General features: G+C 66.6%; 14 protein-coding genes and 2 pseudogenes. 14 read left to right on the top strand and 2 right to left on the bottom strand.

The features are described 5' to 3' along the window. Window positions 1-53 precede the first annotated feature (53 nt). The 5 genes from Tchl_RS12755 to Tchl_RS12775 are packed head-to-tail and all read left to right on the top strand — an operon-like array spanning window position 54 to window position 7709. Window positions 54-251 carry a hypothetical protein gene (locus Tchl_RS12755; RefSeq protein ID WP_198159038.1) on the top strand — a complete coding sequence of 66 codons (198 nt, stop codon included), beginning with the start codon at window positions 54-56 and terminating at the stop codon, window positions 249-251. Window positions 252-264: 13 nt separating this feature from the next. Next, window positions 265-3009: a sensor histidine kinase gene (locus Tchl_RS12760; protein ID WP_075148738.1), complete on the top strand. Its 2745-nt coding sequence runs from the start codon at window positions 265-267 to the stop codon at window positions 3007-3009. A gap of 31 nt (window positions 3010-3040) precedes the next feature. After that, a complete protein-coding gene (locus Tchl_RS12765) occupies window positions 3041-3409 on the top strand; it encodes a response regulator transcription factor (protein WP_075148739.1) in 369 nt (122 codons plus the stop codon). Between the two features lie 3 nt (window positions 3410-3412). Next, entirely contained in the window at window positions 3413-5629 is a 2217-nt protein-coding gene (locus Tchl_RS12770; protein ID WP_075148740.1) for a 3'-5' exonuclease, read from the top strand. 34 nt (window positions 5630-5663) lie between these two features. Next, the gene (locus tag Tchl_RS12775; protein ID WP_075148741.1) at window positions 5664-7709 is read left to right on the top strand and encodes a sodium:solute symporter family protein; all 2046 of its coding nucleotides are present in this window, start codon (window positions 5664-5666) and stop codon (window positions 7707-7709) included. 78 nt (window positions 7710-7787) lie between these two features. Here Tchl_RS12775 and Tchl_RS12780 read toward each other — a convergent pair. Further along, window positions 7788-7958, bottom strand: a pseudogene (locus Tchl_RS12780) (CBS domain-containing protein); the annotation flags it as partial. Window positions 7959-8029: 71 nt separating this feature from the next. Between Tchl_RS12780 and clpB the strand changes: the two are divergent. Then, entirely contained in the window at window positions 8030-10612 is a 2583-nt protein-coding gene (gene clpB / locus Tchl_RS12785; protein ID WP_075148742.1) for an ATP-dependent chaperone ClpB, read from the top strand. A gap of 252 nt (window positions 10613-10864) precedes the next feature. Next, complete coding sequence (locus Tchl_RS12790) at window positions 10865-12760, top strand: SurA N-terminal domain-containing protein (protein WP_075148743.1); 1896 nt, start codon at window positions 10865-10867, stop codon at window positions 12758-12760. Window positions 12761-12889: 129 nt separating this feature from the next. Here Tchl_RS12790 and fabI read toward each other — a convergent pair whose 3' ends face one another. Then, on the bottom strand, window positions 12890-13687 hold the full coding sequence (fabI, locus tag Tchl_RS12795; RefSeq protein ID WP_075148744.1) for an enoyl-ACP reductase FabI: 798 nt from the start codon (window positions 13685-13687) through the stop codon (window positions 12890-12892). A 233-nt stretch (window positions 13688-13920) separates the two neighbouring features. On the opposite strand from fabI, the gene Tchl_RS12800 reads away from it, so the two are divergent. The 7 genes and pseudogenes from Tchl_RS12800 (at window position 13921) to Tchl_RS12830 (ending at window position 24406) form a co-directional block, all read left to right on the top strand. Next, window positions 13921-16131: an ABC transporter substrate-binding protein gene (locus Tchl_RS12800; RefSeq protein WP_075149721.1), complete on the top strand. Its 2211-nt coding sequence runs from the start codon at window positions 13921-13923 to the stop codon at window positions 16129-16131. Continuing rightward, a pseudogene (locus Tchl_RS12805) lies at window positions 16131-17107 on the top strand (ABC transporter permease). The gene Tchl_RS12800 and the pseudogene Tchl_RS12805 overlap by 1 nt, the downstream one beginning before the upstream one ends. A gap of 8 nt (window positions 17108-17115) precedes the next feature. Then, complete coding sequence (locus tag Tchl_RS12810; protein WP_075148745.1) at window positions 17116-18606, top strand: ABC transporter permease; 1491 nt, start codon at window positions 17116-17118, stop codon at window positions 18604-18606. A 146-nt stretch (window positions 18607-18752) separates the two neighbouring features. Next, on the top strand, window positions 18753-20342 hold the full coding sequence (locus Tchl_RS12815) for a protein adenylyltransferase SelO (RefSeq protein WP_075148746.1): 1590 nt from the start codon (window positions 18753-18755) through the stop codon (window positions 20340-20342). Window positions 20343-20502: 160 nt separating this feature from the next. Further along, window positions 20503-21264, top strand: coding sequence for a Crp/Fnr family transcriptional regulator (locus Tchl_RS12820; protein ID WP_232311584.1), 762 nt, complete (start codon window positions 20503-20505; stop codon window positions 21262-21264). Between the two features lie 218 nt (window positions 21265-21482). Beyond that, entirely contained in the window at window positions 21483-22706 is a 1224-nt protein-coding gene (locus tag Tchl_RS12825; RefSeq protein ID WP_268810522.1) for an MFS transporter, read from the top strand. A 35-nt stretch (window positions 22707-22741) separates the two neighbouring features. Continuing rightward, the gene (locus Tchl_RS12830; RefSeq protein WP_075148748.1) at window positions 22742-24406 is read left to right on the top strand and encodes an MFS transporter; all 1665 of its coding nucleotides are present in this window, start codon (window positions 22742-22744) and stop codon (window positions 24404-24406) included. Window positions 24407-24467: the final 61 nt, after the last annotated feature.

Below are 24467 nucleotides of genomic sequence, written 5' to 3' on the forward strand. Positions count from 1 at the left end.
GGGCGGCGCCTTCGTCTGGCCTTCACCACGGCGGACGTCATGAGAGCTGCATGATGCGCAAGGGACTTGCCGGGCAGCGCCTGGTGGCGGTGTTCATCGCCGGCCTGCTGCTGCTGAACTATCCGCTGCTGTCCTTGTTCGACCGGCCGCTGAGCGTGCTCGGGCTGCCGCTGCTCCATCTCTATCTGTTCGGGGTATGGCTGGGTCTGGTGGTGGTCGTGGCCTGGATCGTCGAGCGCGGCGCGCGCTGAGCCGGAGACCTCGATGCTGCCTGGCTGGCTGATCGTCGGCGCTTCGTTCGCCTACCTGCTGATCCTGTTCGCGATCGCGTATTTCGGCGATCGCCGCGCCGACCAGGGGCGTTCGATCATTGCCAATCCCTGGGTCTACAGCCTTTCGCTGGCGGTGTATTGCACCGCGTGGACCTACTTCGGCAGCGTCGGGCGTGCGGCGGCAGGCGGGATCTGGTTCCTGCCCACCTACCTGGGGCCGACCCTGGGGCTGACGCTGGCCTGGCTGGTGGTGCTGAAGATGATCCGCATCGCCCGCAGCTACCGCATCACCTCGGTCGCCGACTTCATCGCCTCGCGCTACGGCAAGAGCCACCTGCTCGGCGGCCTGGTCACGATCATCGCGGTGATCGGCATCGTGCCCTACATCGCGCTGCAGCTGAAGGCGATCTCCAGCGCCTATGCGCTGATGATCGGCGAGCACGACATCGTGTTCCGGGTCGAGAGCGCGAGCGCCGGCTGGTGGCAGGACAGCACGCTCTACATCGCGCTCGCGCTGGCCGCGTTCACCATCCTGTTCGGCACCCGCCACCTCGACACCACCGAACGCCACGAAGGCATGGTGGCGGCGATCGCCTTCGAGTCGGTGGTGAAGCTGCTCGCCTTCCTCGCGGTGGGCGTGTACGTGACCTACTGGCTGTACGACGGCTTTGCCGATCTGTATGCGCGCGCGATGGCGCGGCCCGAACTCGGGTCGCTGCTCGTGTTCGACGGCGCCGGCCGGCTCGGATACGGCGGCTGGTTCGCCCACGTGCTGCTGGCGATGCTGTCGATCATCTTCCTGCCGCGCCAGTTCCAGATCGCCGTGGTCGAGAACGTCAACGAGCAGCACCTGCGCCGTGCGACCTGGGTCTTCCCCGCCTACCTGCTGGCGATCAACATCTTCGTGGTCCCGATCGCGCTCGGCGGCCTGCTGCATTTCGGCCAGGGCACGGTGGACCCCGACACGTTCGTGCTGACGCTGCCAATCGCACACGACAACGCCGCCCTGGCACTGTTCGTGTTCGTCGGCGGACTGTCGGCGGCAACCGGGATGGTCATCGTCGAGGCGATCGCGCTGTCGACCATGGTGTGCAACGATCTGGTGATGCCGATGCTGCTGCGCAGCCGGCGCCTGGACCTGACGCGCGAGCGCGATCTCACCGGCCTGCTGCTGGGGATCCGGCGCGGGGCGATCCTGGGCGTGCTGCTGCTGGGCTACCTCTACTTCCGCCTCGCCGGCGAGGCGTATGCCCTGGTCAGCATCGGCCTGATCAGCTTTGCCGCGGTGGCGCAGTTCGCGCCGGCGGTGCTCGGTGGGATGTACTGGCGGGGCGGCACGCGCGAAGGGGCGTTCGCCGGCCTGCTCGCCGGCTTCCTGGTGTGGGGGTACACCTTGATGCTGCCGTCTTTTGCCAAGTCGGGCTGGCTCGATGCGCGTTTTCTCGAATACGGCCTGTTCGAGCTGTGGTGGCTGAAGCCCGAGCAGCTGTTCGGCATCGGTGGGTGGGACAACATCAGCCATGCGCTGTTCTGGAGCCTGTTCGCGAATATCGGCTGTTACGTGATCGTATCCTTGCTGCGCGTGCCGACCGGTTCGGAAGCGACCCAGGGCGCGTTGTTCGTCGATGTGTTCCGGCGCGGTGCGGCGGCGCCGGCGAGCTTCTGGCGCGGCGGCGCCGAAGTGCGCGATCTGCTGCCACTGGTTGCGCGCTTTCTCGGCCAGCGCCGCACCGAAGAGGCGTTCAGCGCCTATGCCCGGGGGCACGGCGTCGAGCGTGTCGAGCAGCTCAGGGCCGATCCCGAACTGGTGCATTTCGCCGAATCCCTGCTCGCCGGCGCGATCGGCAGCGCCTCGGCGCGGGTGATGGTGGCGACCGTGGTGCAGGAAGAGCGCCTCGGCCTGGGCGAGGTCATGGACATTCTCGACGAGGCCTCGCAGGTGCGTGCCTACTCGCGCGAGCTCGAGGAAAAATCGCGCGCCCTCGAGGTGGCGACTTCCGAACTGCGCGCGGCCAACGAACAGCTCAAGGAACTCGACCGCCTCAAGGACGACTTCATGTCGTCGGTGACCCATGAGCTGCGCACGCCGCTGACTTCGATCCGGGCGCTCTCGGAAATGATGGTCGATGATCCCGGGATCGAGCTTGCCGACCGCCAGCGCTTCCTGGGCATCATCGTGTCCGAGACCGTGCGTCTGACCCGGCTGGTGAACCAGGTCCTGGACATGGCGAAGATCGAATCGGGTCATGCCGAGTGGCACAACACCGACATCGACATGCGCGAGCTGGTGAACCATTCGGTCGAAACCACGCTGCAGCTGTTTCGCGACCGCGGCGCCGAAGTGCGGGTGTCGGCGCCCGATGCGGTGCCGCTGCTGCGCGCCGACCATGACCGCCTGCTGCAGGTGATGCTGAACCTGCTGTCCAATGCAGCTAAATTCGTGCCCGTGGGCACGGGAAAGGTGGATGTGCGCCTGAGCTGCGACGGCCGCCATGTCCGCGTCGAGGTGAAGGACAACGGGCCGGGCATCGAGCCGGCGCTCGAACCGGTGATCTTCCAGAAGTTCCGCCAGGGCGGCGATGAGCGCTCGCGGCCGCAAGGCACCGGACTGGGCCTGCCGATCAGCCGGCAGATCGTCGAGCATTTCGGCGGCCGCCTGTGGCTGGAGTCGGCGCCCGGTGAAGGCGCGCGCTTTTCGTTCGAGCTGCCGCTGGCGCCTGCGTCCGCTGGTGGATGACTTAGAATGATGCCGAGGGGGGAAACAGTGCATGCACAAGAAGATTCTGATCGCCGACGATGAGCAGAACATCGTCATTTCGCTGGAATTCCTGATGAAGCGCGAAGGCTTCGAGGTGTCGATCGCCCACGACGGCGAGGAGGCGGTGCGGAGGATTCGCGCCGAGCGTCCGGACCTCGTGCTGCTCGACGTGATGATGCCGAAGAAGAGCGGTTTCGAAGTGTGCCAGGAGATCAAGGCTGATCCGGCGCTGGCTGCGGTGCGCGTGCTGATGCTGACCGCCAAGGGGCGCGACACCGAAGTCGCCAAGGGGCTCGCCCTGGGGGCCGATGCCTACATGACCAAGCCTTTCTCGACCAGGGAGCTGGTGGACAAGGTGCGCAGCCTGCTGGGGCCCTGATCGATGCCGGCAGGGGTGCGCTTTGTCTTCGCGGTCATCGTGCTGTTCTTGCTGATGACCGGGCCGTTCTTGCTCACCGCCCTGATCATCTGGACGGAAACCCAGGCCTCGGGGCGCGCGCTGCTGGTCCAGGTGCTCAGTCCGCACCTGACGCTGGGCTTCGTGCTCACCGCGCTCGGCTTCGCCGCCGGCGTGGGGGTGGTGCGGATGTTGTTCCGGCAGTACGTCCAGGGCCTGCTGCGGATGGCCGAGCACCTCGGGCTGATGCTGGGGGCGAACAGGGGCTTTCGGGTCCAGCCCGAGGGGCCGCCGGAAGTCCAGGCCCTGGCCCAGGCAGCGAACGAGCTGGCGGGCCAGCGCGATGCGCTGATGGTCGATGTCGAGGCGCAGATCGCGCGTGCCAAGGAATCGCTCGAACTGGAAAAAAACCGCCTCGCCGCGCTGATGTCCGAACTGACCCAGAGCGTGGTGGTGTGCAACCTCGACGGCCGGGTGCTGCTCTACAACCAGCGTGCGCGTACCCAGTTCCGGGCGCTGTCGGAAGCGCCCGGAGTGGCCGGCGGCGGCGAGCTGATCGGCCTCGGGCGTTCGATCTATGCGGTGTTCGAGCGCAACCTGATCGCCCATGCGCTCGACACGATCCAGGTGCAACTGCGCCGTGGCGACAGTGAAGTGCAGGCCAACTTCGTCACCACGACCCGCGCCGGCCAGTTGCTGCGGGTGCAGATGGCGCCGGTGCTGTCGGCCGCCGAGCCTGTGCCTGCGGCACCCGGGCAGGGCAGCGAAGCACGGCCGGAAGGGCCGGCGGACGTGGGGCGGATGCTGACCGGCTTCATCCTGATGCTGGACAACATCACCCGCAACGTCGAAACCGAGTCGCGCCGCGACCGCATGCTGCACGAGCTCACCGAAGGCAACCGGGCCTCCCTTGCCAATGTGCGGGCTGCAGTCGAGATGCTCGAGTACGGAGATTTGCCCGACGACATGCGCGACCGCTTCCGCAAGGTGATCCGCGACGAAGTGCAGTCGATGAGCACGCGCCTGGACAGCACCGCAACCGAGTTCGCCGACGCGCTCAAGGTGCGCTGGCCGCTCGAGGACATGCTCGGCGCCGACCTGATCGCGGCCGCCCAGCGCCGCATCGAACAGTGCATCGGCTTGCCGACCAAGCTCGAGGACATCGACGTGAGCTTGTGGGTGAAGGTCGACAGCTTCTCGCTGATCCAGGCCATCACCTACCTCGCCAGCCGCCTCTCCGACGAGTTCGGGGTGCGCGAGGTGCGTTTCCGCCTGAGCGCCGCCGGCCGCCTCGCCCACCTCGACCTGATCTGGTCGGGGCAGGCGATGAGCACCGAGACGGTGATGGGCTGGGAGCTCGAGTCGATGCGCTTCGAGGGCGAGAGCAGCCCGCTGTCGGTACGCGACGTCATCGACCGCCATGACGGCGAGATGTGGCTCGAGCGCGAAAAGGTCCGCCATCGCGCCTTCTTCCGCATCCTGCTGCCGGCGGCGGCGCCCCGCGAGGTGCTCGAGTCCGGCATCCATCTGCGCGGCGAGGGCAGGCCGGAATACTACGATTTCGATCTCTTCGCCTGGTCGGAAAAATCGCACGAACTCGAAGAGCGGCGCCTCACCGAGCTGACCTTCACCGTGTTCGACACCGAGACCACCGGGCTCAATCCCTCGCAGGGCGACGAGATCATCCAGATCGGCGCCACCCGCATCGTCAATGGCAAGCTGCTGCGCAGCGAGTCCTTCGAGCAACTGGTGGACCCGCAGCGGGCGTTGAGCGCCGAGTCGGCCAAGGTGCACGGCATCAGCGCCGAGATGCTGCATGGCCAGCCCACGATCGACAAGGTGCTGCCCGCGTTCCACGCCTTTGCCGCGGATACCGTGCTGATCGCCCACAACGCCGCCTTCGACATGCGCTTCCTGCAGCTCAAGGAAACGCAGACCGGGCTGCGCTTCGACCAGCCGGTGCTCGACACCCTGCTGCTGTCGGCGGTGGTCCACCCGCAGCAGGCGTCGCACCGCCTCGAGGCCATCGCCGAACGGCTCGGCCTGACCATCGTCGGCCGCCATACCGCGCTGGGTGACGCGATCGTCACCGCCGAAGTGTTCCTGAAGCTGGTTCCGCTGCTCGCCGAGATGGGCATCCACACCTTGCGCGACGCGCGCAAGGCGGCGGAAAAATCGTATTACGCGCGGATCCGCTACTGATGGCGGACGCCTGTTCCAGCCTGGCAGTGCAGCCGTGACGCGCAGCCGCGCCTTTGCCCACCGCCTGCGGCGCTACTACGGCTGGTATACGCTCGTGTTCGTGCTGTTCGTGCTGCTGCTGGCGCTGGGCGAACATTTCGGGCTGCCGCAGCCGGTGATCGGCCACGTCTTCCTGTTCGTGACCATCGCGATCTATGCCGCGATCGGCGTCATGAGTCGCACCACCGACGTATCCGAGTATTACGTTGCCGGCCGCCGGGTGCCGGCGATGTTCAACGGCATGGCCACTGCAGCCGACTGGATGAGTGCGGCGTCCTTCATCGGTCTGGCTGGAACGCTTTATTTCTCCGGTTTCGAAGGGCTCGCCTTCGTCACCGGGTGGACCGGCGGTTTCGTGCTGGTGGCCTTGCTGCTCGCCCCCTATCTGCGCAAGTTCGGCCAATACACGATTCCGGACTTCCTCGGCGCACGCTATCAGGGCAGCGTGGCGCGCCTGGTCGGGCTGGCCGCGGCCGTGCTGGCGAGCTTCGTCTATCTGGTGGCACAGATCTACGGCGTCGGCCTGATCACCAGCCGCTTCGTCAGTGTCGAGTTCGAGATCGGGCTGTTCATCGGGCTCGCCGGCATTCTGGTGTGCTCCTTTCTCGGTGGCATGCGGGCGGTGACCTGGACCCAGGTGGCGCAGTACGTGATCCTGATCATCGCCTACCTGGTACCGGTGGTGATCCTGTCCTACAAGCTGACGGGCATCCCGCTGCCTCAGGCTGCCTACGGCAGCGTGCTGCAGAAAATCGTCGTCCGCGAAGACGCTCTGTTCGATGCGCCTTCCGAGGTCGAAGTGCGCACCCTGTACGCCGCCCGTGCGCGGGATTACCAGGCCAAGATCGCCGGCCTGCCGGATTCGCTGGAAACCGAGCGCCGGGCGCTGATCGAACGCCTGAACGAGCTGCGCCTGGGAAACGCCTCGGCACGCGAGATCGCCCTCACCGAGCGCGCCCTGCGCGATCTGCCGCGCACGCCGGCCGAGGCCGAGCAGATGTGGGCCCGGGCGCGCGTGGAGGCGCTCGAGCGCTCGCGTCCGCCTCCGCGCCATGCCCAGGCGCACCCGGGGGCGAATGCCGCCGAATCGGCCGTCGCGCGCAACAACTTCCTCGCCCTGATGTTCGTGCTGATGGTCGGCACCGCGGCCCTGCCGCACATCCTGATGCGCTACTACACCACGCCCGGGGTGGTCGAGGCACGGCGTTCGGTGGCCTGGTCGCTGTTCTTCATCTTCCTGCTCTATGTGACGGCGCCGGCCTACGCGGTATTCGCGAAGTGGGAGGTGTATCACAACCTGGTCGGCTCGAGCATCAGCATCCTGCCCGAATGGGTCAGCTCGTGGGGTAAGGTCGGTCTGGTGAAGATCGAGGACCTCAACCTGGATGGCATCCTGCAGCTGGCCGAGTTGCGCATGGACACCGATGTGATCGTGCTCGCCACCCCGGAAATCGCCGGCCTGCCTTACGTGGTGTCCGGCCTGGTGGCGGCGGGGGGGTTGGCGGCGGCGCTGTCGACCGCCGATGGCCTGCTGTTGACGATCTCGAATGCGCTGTCCCATGACCTCTACTACAAGCTGATCAATCCGCAGGCCTCCACCCATCGCCGGCTGGTGATTTCCAAGTCGCAGCTGCTGGTGGTCGCGGTGGTGGCGGCCTGGGTGGCGTCGATGCGCCCGGACAACATCTTGTTCATGGTCGGGCTGGCGTTTTCGATCGGGGCGTCGGCGTTTTTCCCGGCGCTGGTCCTGGGCATCTTTTGGAAGCGGGCGAACCGCCCCGGAGCCGTCGCCGGCATGCTCGCCGGCCTCGCGTTGACGCTGATCTACGTGGTGCAGACGCATCCGTTTTTCGGCGGCTCGATGGCCAACGCCTGGTTCGACATCAATCCGATTTCGGCCGGCGTGTTCGGGGTGCCGCTGGGGTTCGTGATCATCGTCGTCGTCAGCCTGCTGACCGAGCCGCCGCCGCGGGAAATTCAGGACCTGGTCGATTACGTGCGCTATCCGGAACTGCAGCCCCACCGCGGGCAGGAGGAGTAAGCCACGGCGCACTCCCGCCGCCGACGTTCGGACGTATGGCGCCGGAGCGCAAGCCGAGCTGCCCAGGCCGTTGCCGCTTCAGCAGATACGTTCCCAGAGACTTTGTTCGTCTTCGAAGCGGTCCAGCTCCAGGCCCTTGAAGTCGCTGCGCGAGACGATGCCGACGACCTTGCTTTCCACCACCACCGGCAGGTGACGGTAGCCGCCATCGCACATCATGTGCAGGGCTTCGATCGCCGTGCGCTTCGGTCGCGGCTCTTGAAGCGTGCCGAACGCGCCCCACATAACGAGTCAGTCAAACGTTCCTGAGGACGCCCTCCATGCGCTTCGACAAGCTCACCACCAAGTTCCAGCAGGCCCTGCAGGATGCGCAAAGCATTGCCGTGGGCAACGACCAGCAGTTCATCGAGCCGCTCCACCTGCTGCAGGCGATGCTCGAGCAGGACGACGGCGGCACCGTCTCGCTGCTGCAGCGCGCCGGGGTCAACGTGCCGCCGCTGAAGAGCGCGGTGGCAAAGGCGATCGGCCGCCTGCCCAAGGTCGAAGGCCATGGCGGCGAAGTCAGCCTCGGGCGCGATCTCAACAACCTGCTCAACGTCGCCGACCGCGCGGCACAGAAGCGCGGCGACCAGTTCATTGCCAGCGAGATGTTCCTGCTCGCCCTCGCTGATGACAAGGGCGAGGCCGGTCGCCTGCTCAAGGAGCACGGCCTCACGCGCAAGGCGCTCGAGGCGGCGATCGAGGCGGTGCGCGGCGGCGCCGGCGTCGCCAGCCAGGAGGCCGAAGGCCAGCGCGAGTCGCTCGCCAAGTACTGCCTCGACCTCACCGAGCGCGCCCGCAGCGGCAAGCTCGACCCGGTGATCGGTCGCGACGACGAGATCCGGCGCGCGATCCAGATCCTGCAGCGGCGGACCAAGAACAACCCGGTGCTGATCGGCGAGCCGGGGGTGGGCAAGACCGCGATCGTCGAGGGCCTGGCGCAGCGCATCGTCAACGACGAAGTGCCCGAAACGCTGAAAGGCAAAAAGGTGCTCTCGCTCGACATGGCGGCGCTCTTGGCCGGCGCCAAGTACCGCGGCGAGTTCGAGGAGCGGCTGAAGGCGGTGCTGAAGGAAATCGCCCAGGAGGAAGGGCGCATCATCGTCTTCATCGACGAGCTCCACACCATGGTCGGCGCGGGCAAGGCCGAAGGCGCGATCGACGCCGGCAACATGCTCAAACCGGCGCTCGCGCGCGGCGAGCTGCACTGCATCGGCGCCACCACGCTGGACGAGTACCGCAAATACATCGAGAAGGACGCCGCGCTCGAGCGCCGCTTCCAGAAGGTGCTGGTCGACGAGCCCTCGGTCGAGGCCACGATCGCCATCCTGCGCGGCCTGCAGGAGAAGTACGAGATCCACCACGGTGTCGACATCACCGACCCGGCGATCGTCGCCGCCGCCGAACTGTCCCACCGCTACATCACCGACCGTTTCCTGCCCGACAAGGCGATCGACCTCATCGACGAGGCCGCGGCGCGGATCAAGATGGAGATCGACTCCAAGCCCGAGGTCATGGACAAGCTCGACCGCCGCATGATCCAGTTGAAGATCGAGCGCGAGGCGGTGAAGAAGGAAAAGGACGAGGCCTCGCAAAAGCGCCTGGCGCTGATCGAGGACGAGCTCGCCAAGCTGCAGCGCGAGTACAACGATCTCGAGGAGATCTGGAAGGCGGAAAAATCGAAGGCTGCCGGCTCCGCCCACGTCAAGGAAGAGATCGATGCGCTGCGCGCGCAGATGGCCGAGTTCCAGCGCCGCGGCCAGCTCGACAAGGTTGCCGAGCTGCAGTACGGCAAGCTGCCGCAGCTCGAGGCGCAGCTCAAGCTGGCCGAGCAGGCGGGCGAGAACGCTACGCCGAACAAGCTGCTGCGCACCCAGGTCGGCGCCGAGGAGATCGCCGAAGTCGTCTCACGCGCCACCGGCATCCCGGTCAGCAAGATGATGCAGGGCGAGCGCGAGAAGCTGCTGCAGATGGAAGACAAGCTGCACCAGCGCGTGGTCGGCCAGGACGAGGCGGTGCGCCTGGTGTCGGACGCGATCCGGCGTTCGCGCGCTGGCCTCTCGGACGAGAACCGGCCCTATGGCTCCTTCCTCTTCCTCGGCCCCACCGGTGTGGGCAAGACCGAGCTGTGCAAGACCCTGGCGAGCTTCCTGTTCGACTCCGAGGAGCACCTGATCCGTATCGACATGAGCGAGTTCATGGAGAAGCACTCGGTCGCGCGCCTGATCGGCGCGCCGCCGGGCTATGTCGGCTACGAGGAGGGCGGCTACCTGACCGAGCAAGTGCGCAGGAAGCCCTACAGCGTGATCCTGTTCGACGAGGTCGAGAAGGCCCACCCGGACGTGTTCAACGTCCTGCTCCAGGTGCTCGACGATGGTCGCATGACCGACGGTCAGGGGCGCACGGTGGACTTCAAGAACACCGTGATCGTGATGACCTCCAACCTCGGCAGCCAGATGATCCAGGCTATGGCCGGGGACGACTACGGCGTGATCAAGCTCGCGGTGATGGCGGAAGTCAAAACCTATTTCCGTCCCGAGTTCATCAACCGCATCGACGAGGTGGTGGTGTTCCATGCCCTCGACGAGAAGCACATCGCCGGCATCGCGCGGATCCAGCTTCAGCATCTGGAAAAGCGCCTGGCACGGCTCGAGATGAGTCTCGAGGTTAGTGATGCCGCGCTGGCGGAGATCGCCGAGGCCGGCTTCGATCCGGTGTTCGGCGCGAGGCCGCTGAAGCGGGCGATCCAGGAGCGGATCGAGAATCCGCTGGCGAAGGCGATCCTGGAGGGGCAGTTTGCGGCGAAGGACCGGGTGCGGGTGGATGTCCGGGATGGCCGCCTCCTGTTCGAGCGTGCCGCCTGAGCACTTTGCCTGAGCGCTTCGCCGTGGTGTTTGCGGGCGTGTCCGTGCGGGAGAAGGCGCGAACGGCTGCAGCACATCGCTGATGCGCTTGCCGGGACGCCGGGACAGGGGCAGAAAATCCGGCAGATGCGCTAAACTGCCGCCTTTGTGCGCGTCCTTGCGCCATGCCGGACGCGCCCGATTGCGGCTGCATCCGGCTGGCTGTGCCCGCACGCATCTTCCCCCTTCCTTGCCCCTTCTACGGAAATCGAGATGTTCGAGGCCATTCGCAACAACAAGCGGGTTGCCCAGTTGATTCTGGCAATCCTCATCGTTCCCTTCGCCTTCTTCGGCATGGATGCCTACTTCAGCGATTCGCCCACCGGCAGCGAGGTCGCCACCGTGGGTGGAACCGCGATCAGCGCCTACGAGTTCGACCAGGCCCTGCGCGAGCAGCAGGACCGTCTGCGCGCCAGTGCCGGGGGCCAGCTCGATCGCGCGCTGCTGGAGTCGGCCGAACTGCGCCGGGCGGTGCTCGACAATCTGATCAATCAGCGTGCGCTCGCCCTGTACGCGGCGGAAAACCGCTTCGTGGTCACGCCGCAGCAGTTGCAGGAAACCATCACCGCGGTGCCGGCGTTCCAGGAGGAGGGGCGCTTTTCCCTGCAGCGCTACGAGGCGGTCGTGCGTGCCCAGGGGATGACCCCGGCGAGTTTCGAGGCCCGCCTTGCCCAGGACGTGCGCGTCCAGCAGATCGTCACTGCGGTCGGCGATGCCAGCCTGGTGCCGAAGGTTTCGGCGCAACGCTTCATGAACGCGCAGCTCGAGGAACGCAGGATCCGCGAACTGCGCTTCCCGGTTGCGCGCCTGGCCGCCGACATTGCCGTGGCGGACGCGGACATCGCAGCCTTCTACGAAGCGAATCCGGCGCGTTTCGAGCGTCCGGCGCGGCTGCAGGCCGAATACCTGGTGTTCGACCGGGCTGCGGTGGAGCGTGGGGTCGAGGTCGGCGAGGATGCGGTCCGCGTTTTCTACGAAGGCAATCCGGACCGTTTCGGCGTTGCCGAAGAGCGCCAGGCCCGCCACATCCTGCTCGCGCTCGACAGCGGGGCCGACGAGGCGACGGTGGAAAAGGTCATGGGCGAGGCGCGCGCGCTCGTCGATACGCTGCGCGGCGATCCCTCCCGTTTCGCTGACATCGCCCGTGACAAGTCGCAGGATCCGGGTTCGGCCGGGCGCGGCGGCGACCTCGGCTTTTTCGGCCGCGGGATGATGGTGGGCGTGTTCGAGGATGCGGTCTTCGCGCAGGAAAAAGGCCGGATCGGCGATCCGGTGCGTAGTGAATTCGGCGTCCACATCATCCAGGTCACCGAGATCAAGCCGGCCTCGGTCAAGCCCTTCGACGAGGTCCGCGAGGAAATCCGTGCCGAGCTGCGGGTGCAGGAAGCCGGCCGCCGCTTCGCCGAGCTGGCCGAGCAGTTCGCCAATACGGTGTACGAGCAACCCGACAGCCTGGTGCCGGCGGCGACCGCACTTGGTCTGGAGATTCGAAGCAGCGACTGGATCTCGCGCAGTGGGGGCAGCGAGCCGTTTGCCAACGAGCGCCTGCTCGAAGCCGTGTTCGCCGACGATGCGGTGAAAAACGGACGCAACACCGAGGCCATCGAGATCGGCAACGGCAGCCTGGTGTCGGCCCGGGTGAAAGTCTTCGAAGCGGCTCAGCGTCTGCCGCTCGACGAGGTGCGCGAGCGTATCGCCGAGGATCTGCGCCGTGAGCGCGGCCAGCGCCTGGCCGCCGAGCAGGGGGCGGAGACCCTCACCCGGCTGCAGCAGGGCGAGCCGGTGAAGGCCGCCTGGAGCGAGGAGCGGAGCCTGCAGCGCGGTGCGCCGGGCTTGCCGGCGGCGGCGATGCAGGCGGTGTTTACCGCACCGTCGACGGCGCTCCCCGCCCATGTCGGCGTGAGCCTGGCCGAAGGGGATTACGTCATCTACCGCATCGAGGCGGTCGAGCGTCCGCAGATTGCCGCGGACGATCCGCGCATCGGCGCGGTTGCCGCGCAATACGGGCAACTGCTTGCAGCGCGTGATTTCGGCGCGTTCCTGGCCTCGCTGCGCGAGCGCTACGAGGTCGAGATCAAGCCCGCGGCGCTTCAGGCTTCGTCCCAGTAACGCGGCTCCTGGCGTTGCGGGCGCGGCCCCGCATGCGCCGGGAGTCGCAGGGCGCGCGTGCGGAGGGTGCCCACGAAACGGGGGCGGTCAGTTGTCCTGACCGCCCCCGTTTCGATTGTTGCTGCGAGCTTATTGCGGCAGGGGCGCGGCGTTGCCCAGCGCGGTGGTGTTGAAGCCGCCGTCCACGTACATCACCTCGCCGGTGATGCCGCTGGCGAGATCGGAGCACAGGAAGGCGGCGGCGTTGCCGACTTCCTCGATCGTCACGTTGCGGCGCAGCGGCGCGTTGTGTTCGTTGAACGACAGCAGCTTGCCGAAGCTGCCGATCCCGGAGGCCGCCAGGGTCTTGATCGGGCCGGCGGAGATGGCGTTGGCGCGGGTGCCTTCGGGGCCGAGGGTGACGGCGAGGTAGCGCACCGCGGCTTCCAGGCTGGCTTTGGCCAGGCCCATGATGTTGTAGTTGGGCATGGTGCGCACCGCGCCCAGGTAGGACAGGGTCAGGAGCGCGCCGTTGCGGCCTTTCATCATCGGGCGGGCGGCCTTGGCCAGCGCCGGGAAACTGTAGGTGCTCACTTCCTGCGAGATACGGAAGGCTTCGCGGGTCAGGCCGTCGAGGAAATCGCCTTCGAGGGCTTCACTGGGGGCGAAGGCGATCGAATGGACCAGACCGTCGAGCCCGTCCCAGTGCTGGCCGAGCTGCTCGAACAGGTCGCTGAGCTGGGCATCGTCCTGAACGTCGAGCGGGAAGATCAGCTCGCTGCCGAATTCGCTCGCCATTTTGGCGACGCGGTCCTTGAAGCGCTCGTTCTGGTAGGTGAAGGCGAGCTCCGCGCCTTGGCGGTGCATGGCCTTGGCGATGCCGAACGCAATCGAACGGTTGCTCAGCAGCCCGGTGATGAGGATTCGTTTGCCGGCGAGAAAGCCCATGGGTGAGACTCCGAATGACAAGGAGCGGATTATAGCCAAATCCCTGCCCGCGGCATGTCCTTCCGATCGCACCGTCGTCCAAAACCTGCCAGAATCCGCCCTGTTCTTGATTCTACGGCTTGCGCGTGCGCCGCTTCCTCCGTCTTCCTTGCCCTGTTTTCCGCGTCGGTGTCGAGGCCCACGGGGGCGTGCCGGCACGCCCCCGCGCGCTCGTCGCCTTGCTGCCGGTGCTGGTGGCGGCGGCGTTGCTCGGGGGCTGCGGTTCGGCGTGGAACGATCCCTATCCGGCGCACCAGCGTGGGGCCGGGATCTTGTATACCGCGTTCACCGAGCGGCCCAAGCATCTGGACCCGGTGCAGTCCTACAGCGAGGACGAGGCGAGCTTTCTGTACCAGATCGTCGAACCTCCGCTGCAGTACCACTACCTGAAGCGCCCTTACGTGCTCGAGCCGGCGACGGCCGACGGCATGCCGGCGCTGCGCCGCTACGATCGTTCCGGGCGCGAGCTTGCCGCCGGCGCCGACGCGGCGGCGGTGGCCCGCACGGTGGTCGAAGTGCGCATCCGCTCCGGCATCCTCTACCAGCCGCACCCGGCCTTCGCCGTTCGGGAGGATGGCCGCCCGCGTTACCTGGATCTGGAACCGGGCGATCTGAGCGCGGTTCGTGCACTGGGGGATTTCGCCGCAACCGGCACGCGCGCGCTGGAGGCTGGCGACTATGTGTATCAGATCAAGCGCCTCGCCGATCCGCGCCTGCATTCGCCGATTTTCGAGCTGATGGCCGAGTACCTGCCCGGGCTGAAGACGCTGCAGGCCGAACTGGCCGCAGCCTTGCGCCTGCAGGAAGGGGGCGACGGGGCAGAGCCGGCTTCGCCCTGGCTCGATCTGCGCCGCTTCGAGCTGCCCGGCGTCGAGGTGGTGGATCGCCACACCTACCGCATCACCTTGCAGGGGGCCTACCCGCAGTTCCTCTACTGGCTGTCGATGCCCTTCTTCAGCCCGGTGCCGCCCGAGGCCGACCGCTTCTTCAGCCAGCCCGGCATGGCCGAGCGCAACCTGAGCCTGGACTGGTGGCCGATCGGCACCGGCCCCTACATGCTGGTCGAGAACAACCCGAACGCGCGCATGGTGCTGGCGCGCAACCCGAACTACCGATCCGACCCCTATCCCTGCGAAGGCGAGCCGGGCGATGCCGAGAGCGGGTTGCTTGCCGACTGCGGCAAGGCCATGCCTTTCGTCGACCGCGTGGTGTTCTCCCGCGAGCGCGAGAGCATTCCGTACTGGAACAAGTTCCTGCAGGGGTATTACGACGCTTCCGGGGTGTCCTCGGACAACTTCGACCAGGCGGTGACGCTGACCAGCCAGGGCGAGGTCTCGCTGTCGGAAGAGATGGAGGCGCGTGGCATCCGGCTGCTGACTTCGGTGTCGCCGTCGATCTTCTATCTGGGGTTCAACATGCTCGATCCGCTCGTCGGCGGGGGGGCGTCGAACGCCGACAGGGAGAAGGCGCGCAAGCTGCGCCAGGCGATCTCGATCGCACTCGACATGGAAGAGTTCGTGTCGATCTTCCTCAACGGCCGCCGCCTGCCGGCGATGAGCCCGCTGCCGCCGGGAATTTTCGGCGCGGGTGAAGGGCGGGCGGGGATGAACCCGACGGTGTACGAATGGCGCGACGGCGAGGGGGCGGATGGCGGACGGCCGCAGCGGCGCAGCCTCGAGGTGGCCCGCCGCCTGCTGGCCGAGGCCGGCTGGCCCAACGGCCGCCATGCGCAGAGCGGCGAACCGCTGGTGATCCACCTCGACACCACGCCCGGCGGGCTGGGCGACAAGGCGCGCTCGGACTGGCTGGCCAAGCAGTTCCGCGAACTCGGAGTGCAGTTCGTCGTGCGCCCGACCGACTTCAACCGCTTCCAGGACAAGGTCCGCCAGGGGAACGCGCAGCTGTTCTTCTTCGGTTGGAACGCCGACTACCCCGACCCGGAGAACCTGCTGTTCCTGCTCCACGGCCCCCAGGGCAAGGTCAGGTTCAACGGCCAGAACGCGGCCAATTACGAGAACCCCGAATACGACGCGCTGTTCGAGCGCATGAAGGCGATGCCCGACAGCCCGGCCCGGCAGCGGATCATCGAGCGCATGGTCGCGCTGCTGCAGCACGATGCGCCGTGGGTGTTCGGCTTTCACCCGATGTCGTATTCGCTGCAGCACGGCTGGGTGGAGAACCGCAAGCCGGGGGCGATGGTGCGCAACACGATGAAGTACCAGCGTATCGATGTCGAGCGCCGCACCGCTGCGCGTGCGCAGTGGAACCGGCCGGCGCTGTGGCCGCTTGCCTTGCTCGCCTTGTTGCTCGCCGCGCTGGTTGCGCCGGCGCTGATCCACTGGCGGCGGCGCGAGGCGGCGACCGCGGCGCCGGCCGGCGTGGGGGAACGCGGGGGAGGGCGCTGATGCTGGCGTATCTGCTGCGCCGCGTGCTGTATGCGGTCCCGATCCTGATCGGGGTGAATCTGCTGACGTTCGTGCTGTTCTTCGTCGTCAATTCGCCCGACGACATGGCGCGCATGCAGATCGGCGTCAAGCGCGCAACGCCCGAGGCGATCGAGCGTTGGAAGGCCGAGCGCGGCTACGACAAGCCGATGTTCGTCAATGCCGAAGCGCATGGCAGCGCGCGCTTCACCGAAACGATCTTCTTCGACAAGTCGCTGCGCATGTTCGCGCTCGAGTTCGGCCGCGCCGACGACGGCCGCGACATCGGCCAGGAGATCCGCGACCGCATGGGGCCGTCGTTGGCGATCGCGCTGCCGACCTTCGTCCTGAGTCTGGTCGCTTCGATCAGCTTCGCCTTGCTGCTGGTGTTCTTCCGCTCCACCTATCTCGACTTCTGGGGGTGGTGCTGTGCGTGGCGATGATGTCGATCTCGAGCCTGTTCTACATCATCGGCGGGCAGTGGCTGGTGTCGAAGATGTGGGCGCTGGTGCCGATTTCGGGCTACGCGCCGGGGCTGGACGCGGCGCGCTTCCTGGTGCTGCCGGTGCTGATCAGCGTGCTCGCCGGGATCGGCTCGAGTGCGCGCTGGTACCGCACGATCTTCCTCGAGGAGATATCCAAGGACTACGTGCGCACCGCGCGGGCGAAGGGCTTGTCCGAACTCGCGGTGCTGTTCCGCCATGTGCTGCGCAACGCGCTGATCCCGATCCTCACCGGCGTCGTCGTCGTCATTCCGCTGCTGTTCATGGGCAGCCTGCTGGTGGAGTCCTTCTTCGCCATTCCGGGCCTGGGCAGCTACACGATCGATGCGATCAACGCCCAGGACTTCGCCGTGGTGCGGGCGATGGTATTCATCGGCTCGGTGCTGTACATCGTCGGCCTGGTGCTGACCGACCTCTCATATACGCTGGTCGACCCCCGGGTGAGGCTGGAATGAATCCGTCGATGGGCTTCCAGCCGGTGCTGTTGTGGACCGACCTGCTGCTGTTCGTGCTGATCGGCGTTGCGCTGCTGGGCGCGCTGCATGCGCGCCGCCAGCCGCCGCTGCGCGCTGCCTGGCACAAGGTGGGGCGGCGCCCTGCGGGGATGGCGGCGGCGACCGTGCTGCTCGTCTTCGTCGCACTCGGCGTGCTCGACAGCCTGCACTACCGGCCGCAACTGCCGCCGCTGCCCGTGCTCGATCCGGGTGCCGATGCGGCTTCGGCGGCGATCGGAAGCGGGGCGGAAATCGAGGATGGGGAAGAACGCCGGCGTGCGGGGGCACCGCCCGCTGCGGTGTATTCGACCGAGGTGCTGTCGCTCCTCGACGCCCTGCTGGCGCCGCTGCGCGTGCACACCGAGAAGACGTATTCGGCGCCGTTCGCATCGACCCTGTACCAGCGTGAAATCGTGCAGCTGGAAGATGGCCGGCAGATCCGCGACTACCCCCGCCTCGCGCACGGCAGCGCCCATCTCGCCGATCCGGAGGCGGAGCGTGCCGCCGACATCGCCACCCGGATGCTGGCCGCACTGGGCCAGGCGCTGCTCGCCTGGGCCGCGGTCGCCGTGCTGCTCGTCGGTCTGATCCGGCGCGGCAACGGGCTGGGCTGGGGCGAGACCGCGCGCGCCCTGGCCGCAGGGCGCACGGTGCTCGCCTGGCGCGCGGCGCTGCTTACGCTGGGCATCCTCGTGCTCATCGCCACGCTCTGCCTCCATCTTGCGCCGGCCTACCACGTGCTGGGGACCGACAAGGTCGGGCAGGACGTGCTCTACCTCGCGCTCAAGAGCGTGCGCACCGCGCTCGTGATCGGCACCCTGACGACGCTGGTGATGCTGCCCTTCGCGGTGGCGCTGGGAATCGCCGCCGGCTATCTGGGCGGCTGGGTGGATGATGCCGTGCAATATACATACACGGTGCTGAACGCGATTCCCGGCGTGCTGCTGATCGCTGCCGCAGTGCTGATGATGCAGGTCGTCATCGACACTCACCCGCAGTGGTTCGACACCGCCGCCGAGCGCTCGGATGCGCGCCTGCTGGCGCTGTGCCTGATCCTCGGCATCACCAGCTGGACCGGTCTCGCCCGCCTGCTGCGGGGCGAGACGCTGAAGCTGCGCGAGCTGGAGTACGTCCAGGCGGCGCGCGCCTTCGGGGTCGCCACGCCGGCCATCCTGCGCCGCCACATCCTGCCCAACGTCATGCACATCGTGACGATCGCGCTGGTGATGGATTTTTCCGGGCTGGTGCTGGCCGAGGCGGTGCTGTCCTACGTCGGTATCGGAGTCGATCCGACCACGATCAGTTTCGGCACCATGATCAACATGGCGCGCGCCGAGTTGGCACGCGAGCCGATGGTGTGGTGGTCGCTGGCGGCAGCCTTCGTGTTCATGTTCGTGCTGGTGCTGGCGGCGAACCTGTTCGCAGATGTCGTCCGTGATGCGTTCGACCCCCGCCGCTAGCTTCTGTCGGAGCCCCCGCAGAGCGGCGACCCAGAACCACGAGCGGGCACGGCGACTCTCACCGAAGGTGACTGCCCGCAGGCGGCAAGGGCTGCGGGCGGAAAGGCACGCGACCGGCCGATAAAATACATACAGGACATCCCCCGATGAGAGAGTTGAAGTTCGACAACCGCTTCGTCCATGAACTGCCGGGCGATCCGGAAAGCGGGCGCCATGTGCGCCCGGTGCATGAGGCCTGCTACTCCCGCGTCGACCCGCTACCGGTGCGCGCACCGGCGCTGCTGGCCTGGTCGCGCGAGGTCGGCGAGCTGCTCGGCCTCGATGAGACGGATGCGCGCAGCCGCGAGTTCGCCGAAGTATTCGCCGGCAACCGCCTGCTGCCCGGCATGGAGCCGTATGCCGCCTGCTATGGCGGCCACCAGTTCGGCAACTGGGCGGGGCAGCTCGGCGACGGGCGGGCGATCACCCTCGGCGAAGTGATCAACCGGCGCGGCGAGCGCTGGGAACTGCAGCTCAAGGGTGCGGGCCCCACGCCGTATTCGCGCCATGCCGATGGTCGTGCGGTGCTGCGCTCCTCGCTGCGCGAATTCCTCTGCAGCGAGGCGATGCATCACCTGGGGGTGCCGACCACGCGCGCGCTGAGCCTGGTCGGGAGCGGTGAAGAGGTGGTGCGCGACATGCTCTACGACGGTCACCCCCGCCCCGAACCGGGCGCGGTGGTGTGCCGGGTGGCGCCTTCCTTCATCCGTTTCGGCAGCTTCGAGATCTTTGCTTCGCGCGGCGAGGAAAGCGTGCTCGAGCGTCTGATCGACTTCACCATCGCACGCGATTTTTCCGGGTTGGCCGACGACACCGACCCCGCGTCGCGCCGCGTGCGCTGGTTCGAGGAGGTGTGCCGGCGCACCGCGCTGATGGTCGCGCACTGGATGCGGGTCGGCTTCGTGCACGGCGTGATGAACACCGACAACATGTCGATCCTCGGCCTGACGATCGATTATGGCCCCTATGGCTGGATCGACGACTTCGACCCCGACTGGACGCCGAATACCACCGACGCCTTCCACCGCCGCTACCGCTTCGGCGAACAGCCCCGGATCGCGCACTGGAACCTGTGGCAGCTGGCCAATGCGATCTATCCGGTGGTTCGGGATGTGGGCGCGCTCGAGCGCGGGCTCGCACTCTACGCCGAGGCGTACGAGGCCGAGCATCGCCGCCTGATGCGGGAGAAGCTCGGGCTGACACGGTGGCTGGACGGGGAAGAGGGTGGGGCCGGCGGCGCGGACGAAGCGCTGCTGGGCGATCTGCACCGCCTGCTGCGGGAAGGGGAAATGGACATGACCCTCTTTTTCCGCCGCCTGGCCGGGTTCGACCCCGCGGCGGTGCAGCCGGGGCTGTTCGACGACGTCTTCTACGATGCGGCCCGGCGCGAGGCGAGTGCCGGCGAGCTGGAGCGGTGGCTGCAACGCTATGCAGCGAGGGTGGACGGGGAGGGCGTTCCCCAGGCGCTGCGCAGTGAGCGCATGAACCAGGTCAATCCGCTCTATGTGCCGCGCAACTACCTTGCGCAGCAGGCGATCGACGCGGCCGAGGGCGGGGATCTGTCCGTGCTCGAGCAATGGCTCGAGGTGCTCCGCCGGCCTTATGTCGAGCAGCCGGGCGGCGAACGCTTCGCCGGGAAGCGCCCGGACTGGGCGCGGAACAAACCGGGCTGCTCGATGTTGTCGTGCAGTTCCTGAGCGCCGGGCGGCCGATGTCGCATCCGGCGGCCTTTCCGGGTTCGGGCCGGTGGTGCAGGGAGTAGTTCTTTCGGCCTAGGTATTGATGCAAAAACCTGCACAAAGGATCCGCTGGAAGAGGTATCCTTCACATCTATCCCTCGATAAACGGAGAATATTCGTGCCCAGCGCCGCCCTCAGACAGCCCGTCGAAGGCACCTATCATCTGCGCAGGATCGCCCCGCCGGTTTGCGTGCGCGATGCGCTGGCCGAAATGCCTATTCTGCGTGCGGTCGGTTCGGAAACGCTGGATCTGCTCGCCGATGGCGCGGAGTTCGTGTCGGTGACCTCGGGAGGGTCGATCTTCGAGCGCGAGTCCCTGCCGACGGGATTGTTCCTGGTCTATTCGGGGGCTGTCCGCCTGATGGCGCTCGGGCCCGATGGCCGTGCGCGCGCAGTCGAGATCTTCGAGCCCGGCGGCATGTTCGGTGAAATCGGGGTATTTACCGGTCAGCGCTACCGGACATGGACGCAGGCGGTGGGAAGGACGGTGCTCATCCATGTCCCATGCGAGCGTGTCGTGCAGGCGGTGGCGATCGACAATCCGCTCTCTAACCGCATGCTGTCGGCGGTGTGCGCACGGATCCAGCGCCTGGTCGACAGCATCGGGTGCACGTCCTCGGGGGCGGCGGCGGCGAGAGTGGCCTCCTACCTGCTCGAGCTCGATGAGCGCGCTGCGCGTCCGGAAGGGCCGCTGGTGCTGCCTGCGCCGAAGAACACCATCGCTTCCCTGCTCAATCTGACGCCGGAAACCCTGTCCCGGGTATTACGCAACATGAGCGACGAGGGCGTGCTCGTCGTCAGTGGCCGCCGCATCCGCATCCGCAGCCGGGCCCAATTGCGCCGGATGACGACACCCGACCCGGGTGCCGAAACGAACTGAGACGACATACTCCCCTGCATACCCACTTCGCCGGCCCGGGCTAGTCCGAAAGAACTAGTCCGGGCCGGCGAAGTGCTTTCCAGCTCCTGCTTTTGGTGAATGGCTCGCGCAGCGTTGTGCGTCTATCCTGCCGCGCAATGCCCTGGGAAGTCCCGGGCGGCGACAGGAGAGCGGAATCTATGGTTTCTCGCAAACGTCAGCAGTTATCGGTGCTCATCATGAGCACCTTTGCGTTTACGGTCTGTTTTGCAGCCTGGATGTTGTTTGCGGTAATCGGAATTCCGATCAAGGAAATCCTCGCCCTTAACGAAACCCAGTTCGGCCTTCTGGCGGCGACCCCGGTGCTGACCGGCTCGCTGATCCGCCTGCCGCTCGGCATGCTCACCGACAAGTACGGTGGGCGCATCGTGTTCTTCGTGCTGATGTTGTGCACCGTGCTGCCGATCTACATGATCTCGCAGGGCACCGAGTACTGGCATTTCCTTGTTGCCGGCTTGTTCGTCGGTCTGGCCGGCGGTTCCTTCTCGGTGGGGATCGCCTATTGCGCGCGCTGGTTCGAGCGCGAGAACCAGGGCTTTGCGATGGGCATCTTCGGTGCCGGCAACTCGGGGGCGGCGCTGACCAAGTTCGTCGCCCCGGCGATGGTGGTGGCTTTCGGCTGGCAGGTCGTTCCCCAGGTCTATGCGGTGGCGATGCTGATCACCGCTCTCGCGTTCTGGTTTTTCTCCTACGACGATCCGGAGCACCGGGTGCACTCGTCGGTGACCTTCCGCGATCAACTCCGGGTGCTGAAGGACCCCAGGGTGTGGAAATACTGCCAGTACTACTCCATCGTGTTCGGCGGCTACGTCGGGCTCGCGCTGTGGATGACCAAGTACTACGTGGCCGAATTCGGTCTGGGGATCGAGGTCGCGGCCTTGCTCGCGGCGTGTTTCTCGCTGCCGGGTGGCGTGCTGCGCGCCGTCGGCGGCTGGCTGTCGGACAAGTACGGTGCGCACAAGGTGACCTGGTGGGTGATGTGGGTGTCGTGGATCTGCCTGTTCCTGCTGTCCTACCCGCATACCGAATTCAGCGTCCGCACCGTCGATGGCGTGCGCAGCTTCGAGATTCACCACAACGTGTGGTTCTTCACCCTGCTGATGTTCATCGTCGGCGTGGCCTGGGCGTTCGGCAAGGCTTCGGTGTTCAAGTACATCTCCAACGAGTTCCCGCGCGACATCGGCGCGGTGTCGGGCATCGTCGGCCTGGTGGGCGGCATGGGCGGCTTCCTGCTGCCGATCATGTTCGGAGCGCTGCTCGATCTGACCGGCGTGCGCTCCAGCGCCTTCATGCTGCTCTACGGCGTGACCTGGGTGTCGCTGATCTGGATGTATCTCACCGAAGTTCGCCGCACCGACGTGCTGGACGGTCATGAGACCGCTCCGCAGCCGGTCAAGGCCTGAATCAAGCAAAGCAAAGACAACGAGGAGTCGGTTACATGAAAGCAGCGAACGCCGCCACTGCGGTAGCGCCGGTCAGCACCAGTTCGGTCGATATCGCCGACTGGCGCCCGGAGGACGAAGCCTTCTGGCGGGAGAAGGGAGCCCGGATCGCCAACCGCAACCTGTGGATTTCGATCCCCAGCCTGCTGTGCGGCTTCGCCGTGTGGCTGATGTGGGGGATCATCACGGTGCAGATGGCCAATGCCGGCTTCCCGTTCAAACCGGACGAGCTGTTCACCATTGCGGCCATCTCCGGCCTGTCCGGCGCCACGCTGCGTATTCCGGCGTCCTTCTTCATCCGCATCTGCGGCGGGCGCAACACGGTGTGGCTCACGACCGCGCTGCTGATGATTCCCGCTTTCGGCACCGGTGTCGCGCTCCAGGATACGTCTACGCCGCTGTGGGTGTTCCAGCTGCTGGCGCTGCTTTCGGGGATCGGTGGCGGCAACTTCGCCTGCTCGATGTCGAACATCAGCACCTTCTTCCCGAAGCGCCTGCAGGGGACCGCGCTCGGGCTCAATGCCGGCTTGGGCAACTTCGGCGTCACCACCATGCAGTTGCTGATCCCGGCGGTGATGACCGTCGCCCTGTTCGGTGCCTTCGGCGGCGATGCGATCCCGCTGGTGAAGGATTCGGCGACGCTGATCGGCAAGATCGCCGCGGGGACCCCGACCTGGGTCCAGAACGCCGGTTTCGTCTGGCTGCTGCTGCTGGTGCCGCTGGCGGTGATCGGCTGGTTCGGCATGAACAACCTGCTCACGGTGTCGCCCAACATCGGCTCGACCGGCGCGGCGATGAGCAAGATCGTGCTGTTCTACGGCATCGCGCTGGTGGTGTCGGCGATCGGCCTGTACCTCTACCTGCCCGCGCCGAGCGGCTCCGGCCTGCTTTCGGGCAACGGCATGTGGGTGGTGCTGCCGTTGGTGATCGTGGGCACGCTGTATGGCATGAAGGCGGTCGCCAGCGGCGAGATGAAGGCCAACCTGAACAAGCAGTTCGCGATTTTCGGCAACAAGCACACCTGGTCGATGACCGCGCTCTACGTGGTGACCTTCGGCTCCTTCATCGGTTTTTCGATGGCGCTGCCGCTGTCGATCACGGTGATCTTCGGCAACACCCACGTGTTCGACGCCGGCACCCAGGCCTGGGTCCATGCGAAGAACCCGAACGCACCTTCGGCGCTGATGTACGCCTGGATCGGCCCCTTCGTCGGCGCACTGATCCGTCCGGTGGGTGGCTGGATTTCGGACAAGCTGGGCGGTTCGATCGTCACCCAGTGGATTTCGATCGTGCTCGTCATCGCCTCGGCTGCGACCGGCTACGTGATGTTCCTCGCCTATCAGTCGGCGACGCCCGAAGAGCACTTCTTCACGTTCATGGCGCTGTTCGTGGTCCTGTTCGCTGCATCCGGGATCGGTAACGGCTCCACCTTCCGCACCATCGGCTTCGTGTTCGACCAGGATCAGCGCGGCCCGGCGTTGGGCTGGACCTCGGCGGTCGCGGCCTACGGTTCGTTCATCGCTCCGGTGGTCATCGGCGGCCAGATCAAGGCCGGCTCGCCGGAGAATGCGATGTACGGCTTCGCGGTGTTCTATGCCCTGTGCGTGGTCATCAACTGGTGGTTCTACCTGCGCAAGAACGCCTACATCCGCAACCCCTGAACACTTTCCACCCTTCGGATCACCGATCGCCCTTCCGCATCGGAACGACGACTTGAAAGGA

Source organism: Thauera chlorobenzoica (assembly GCF_001922305.1).
Classification (GTDB): domain Bacteria; phylum Pseudomonadota; class Gammaproteobacteria; order Burkholderiales; family Rhodocyclaceae; genus Thauera; species Thauera chlorobenzoica.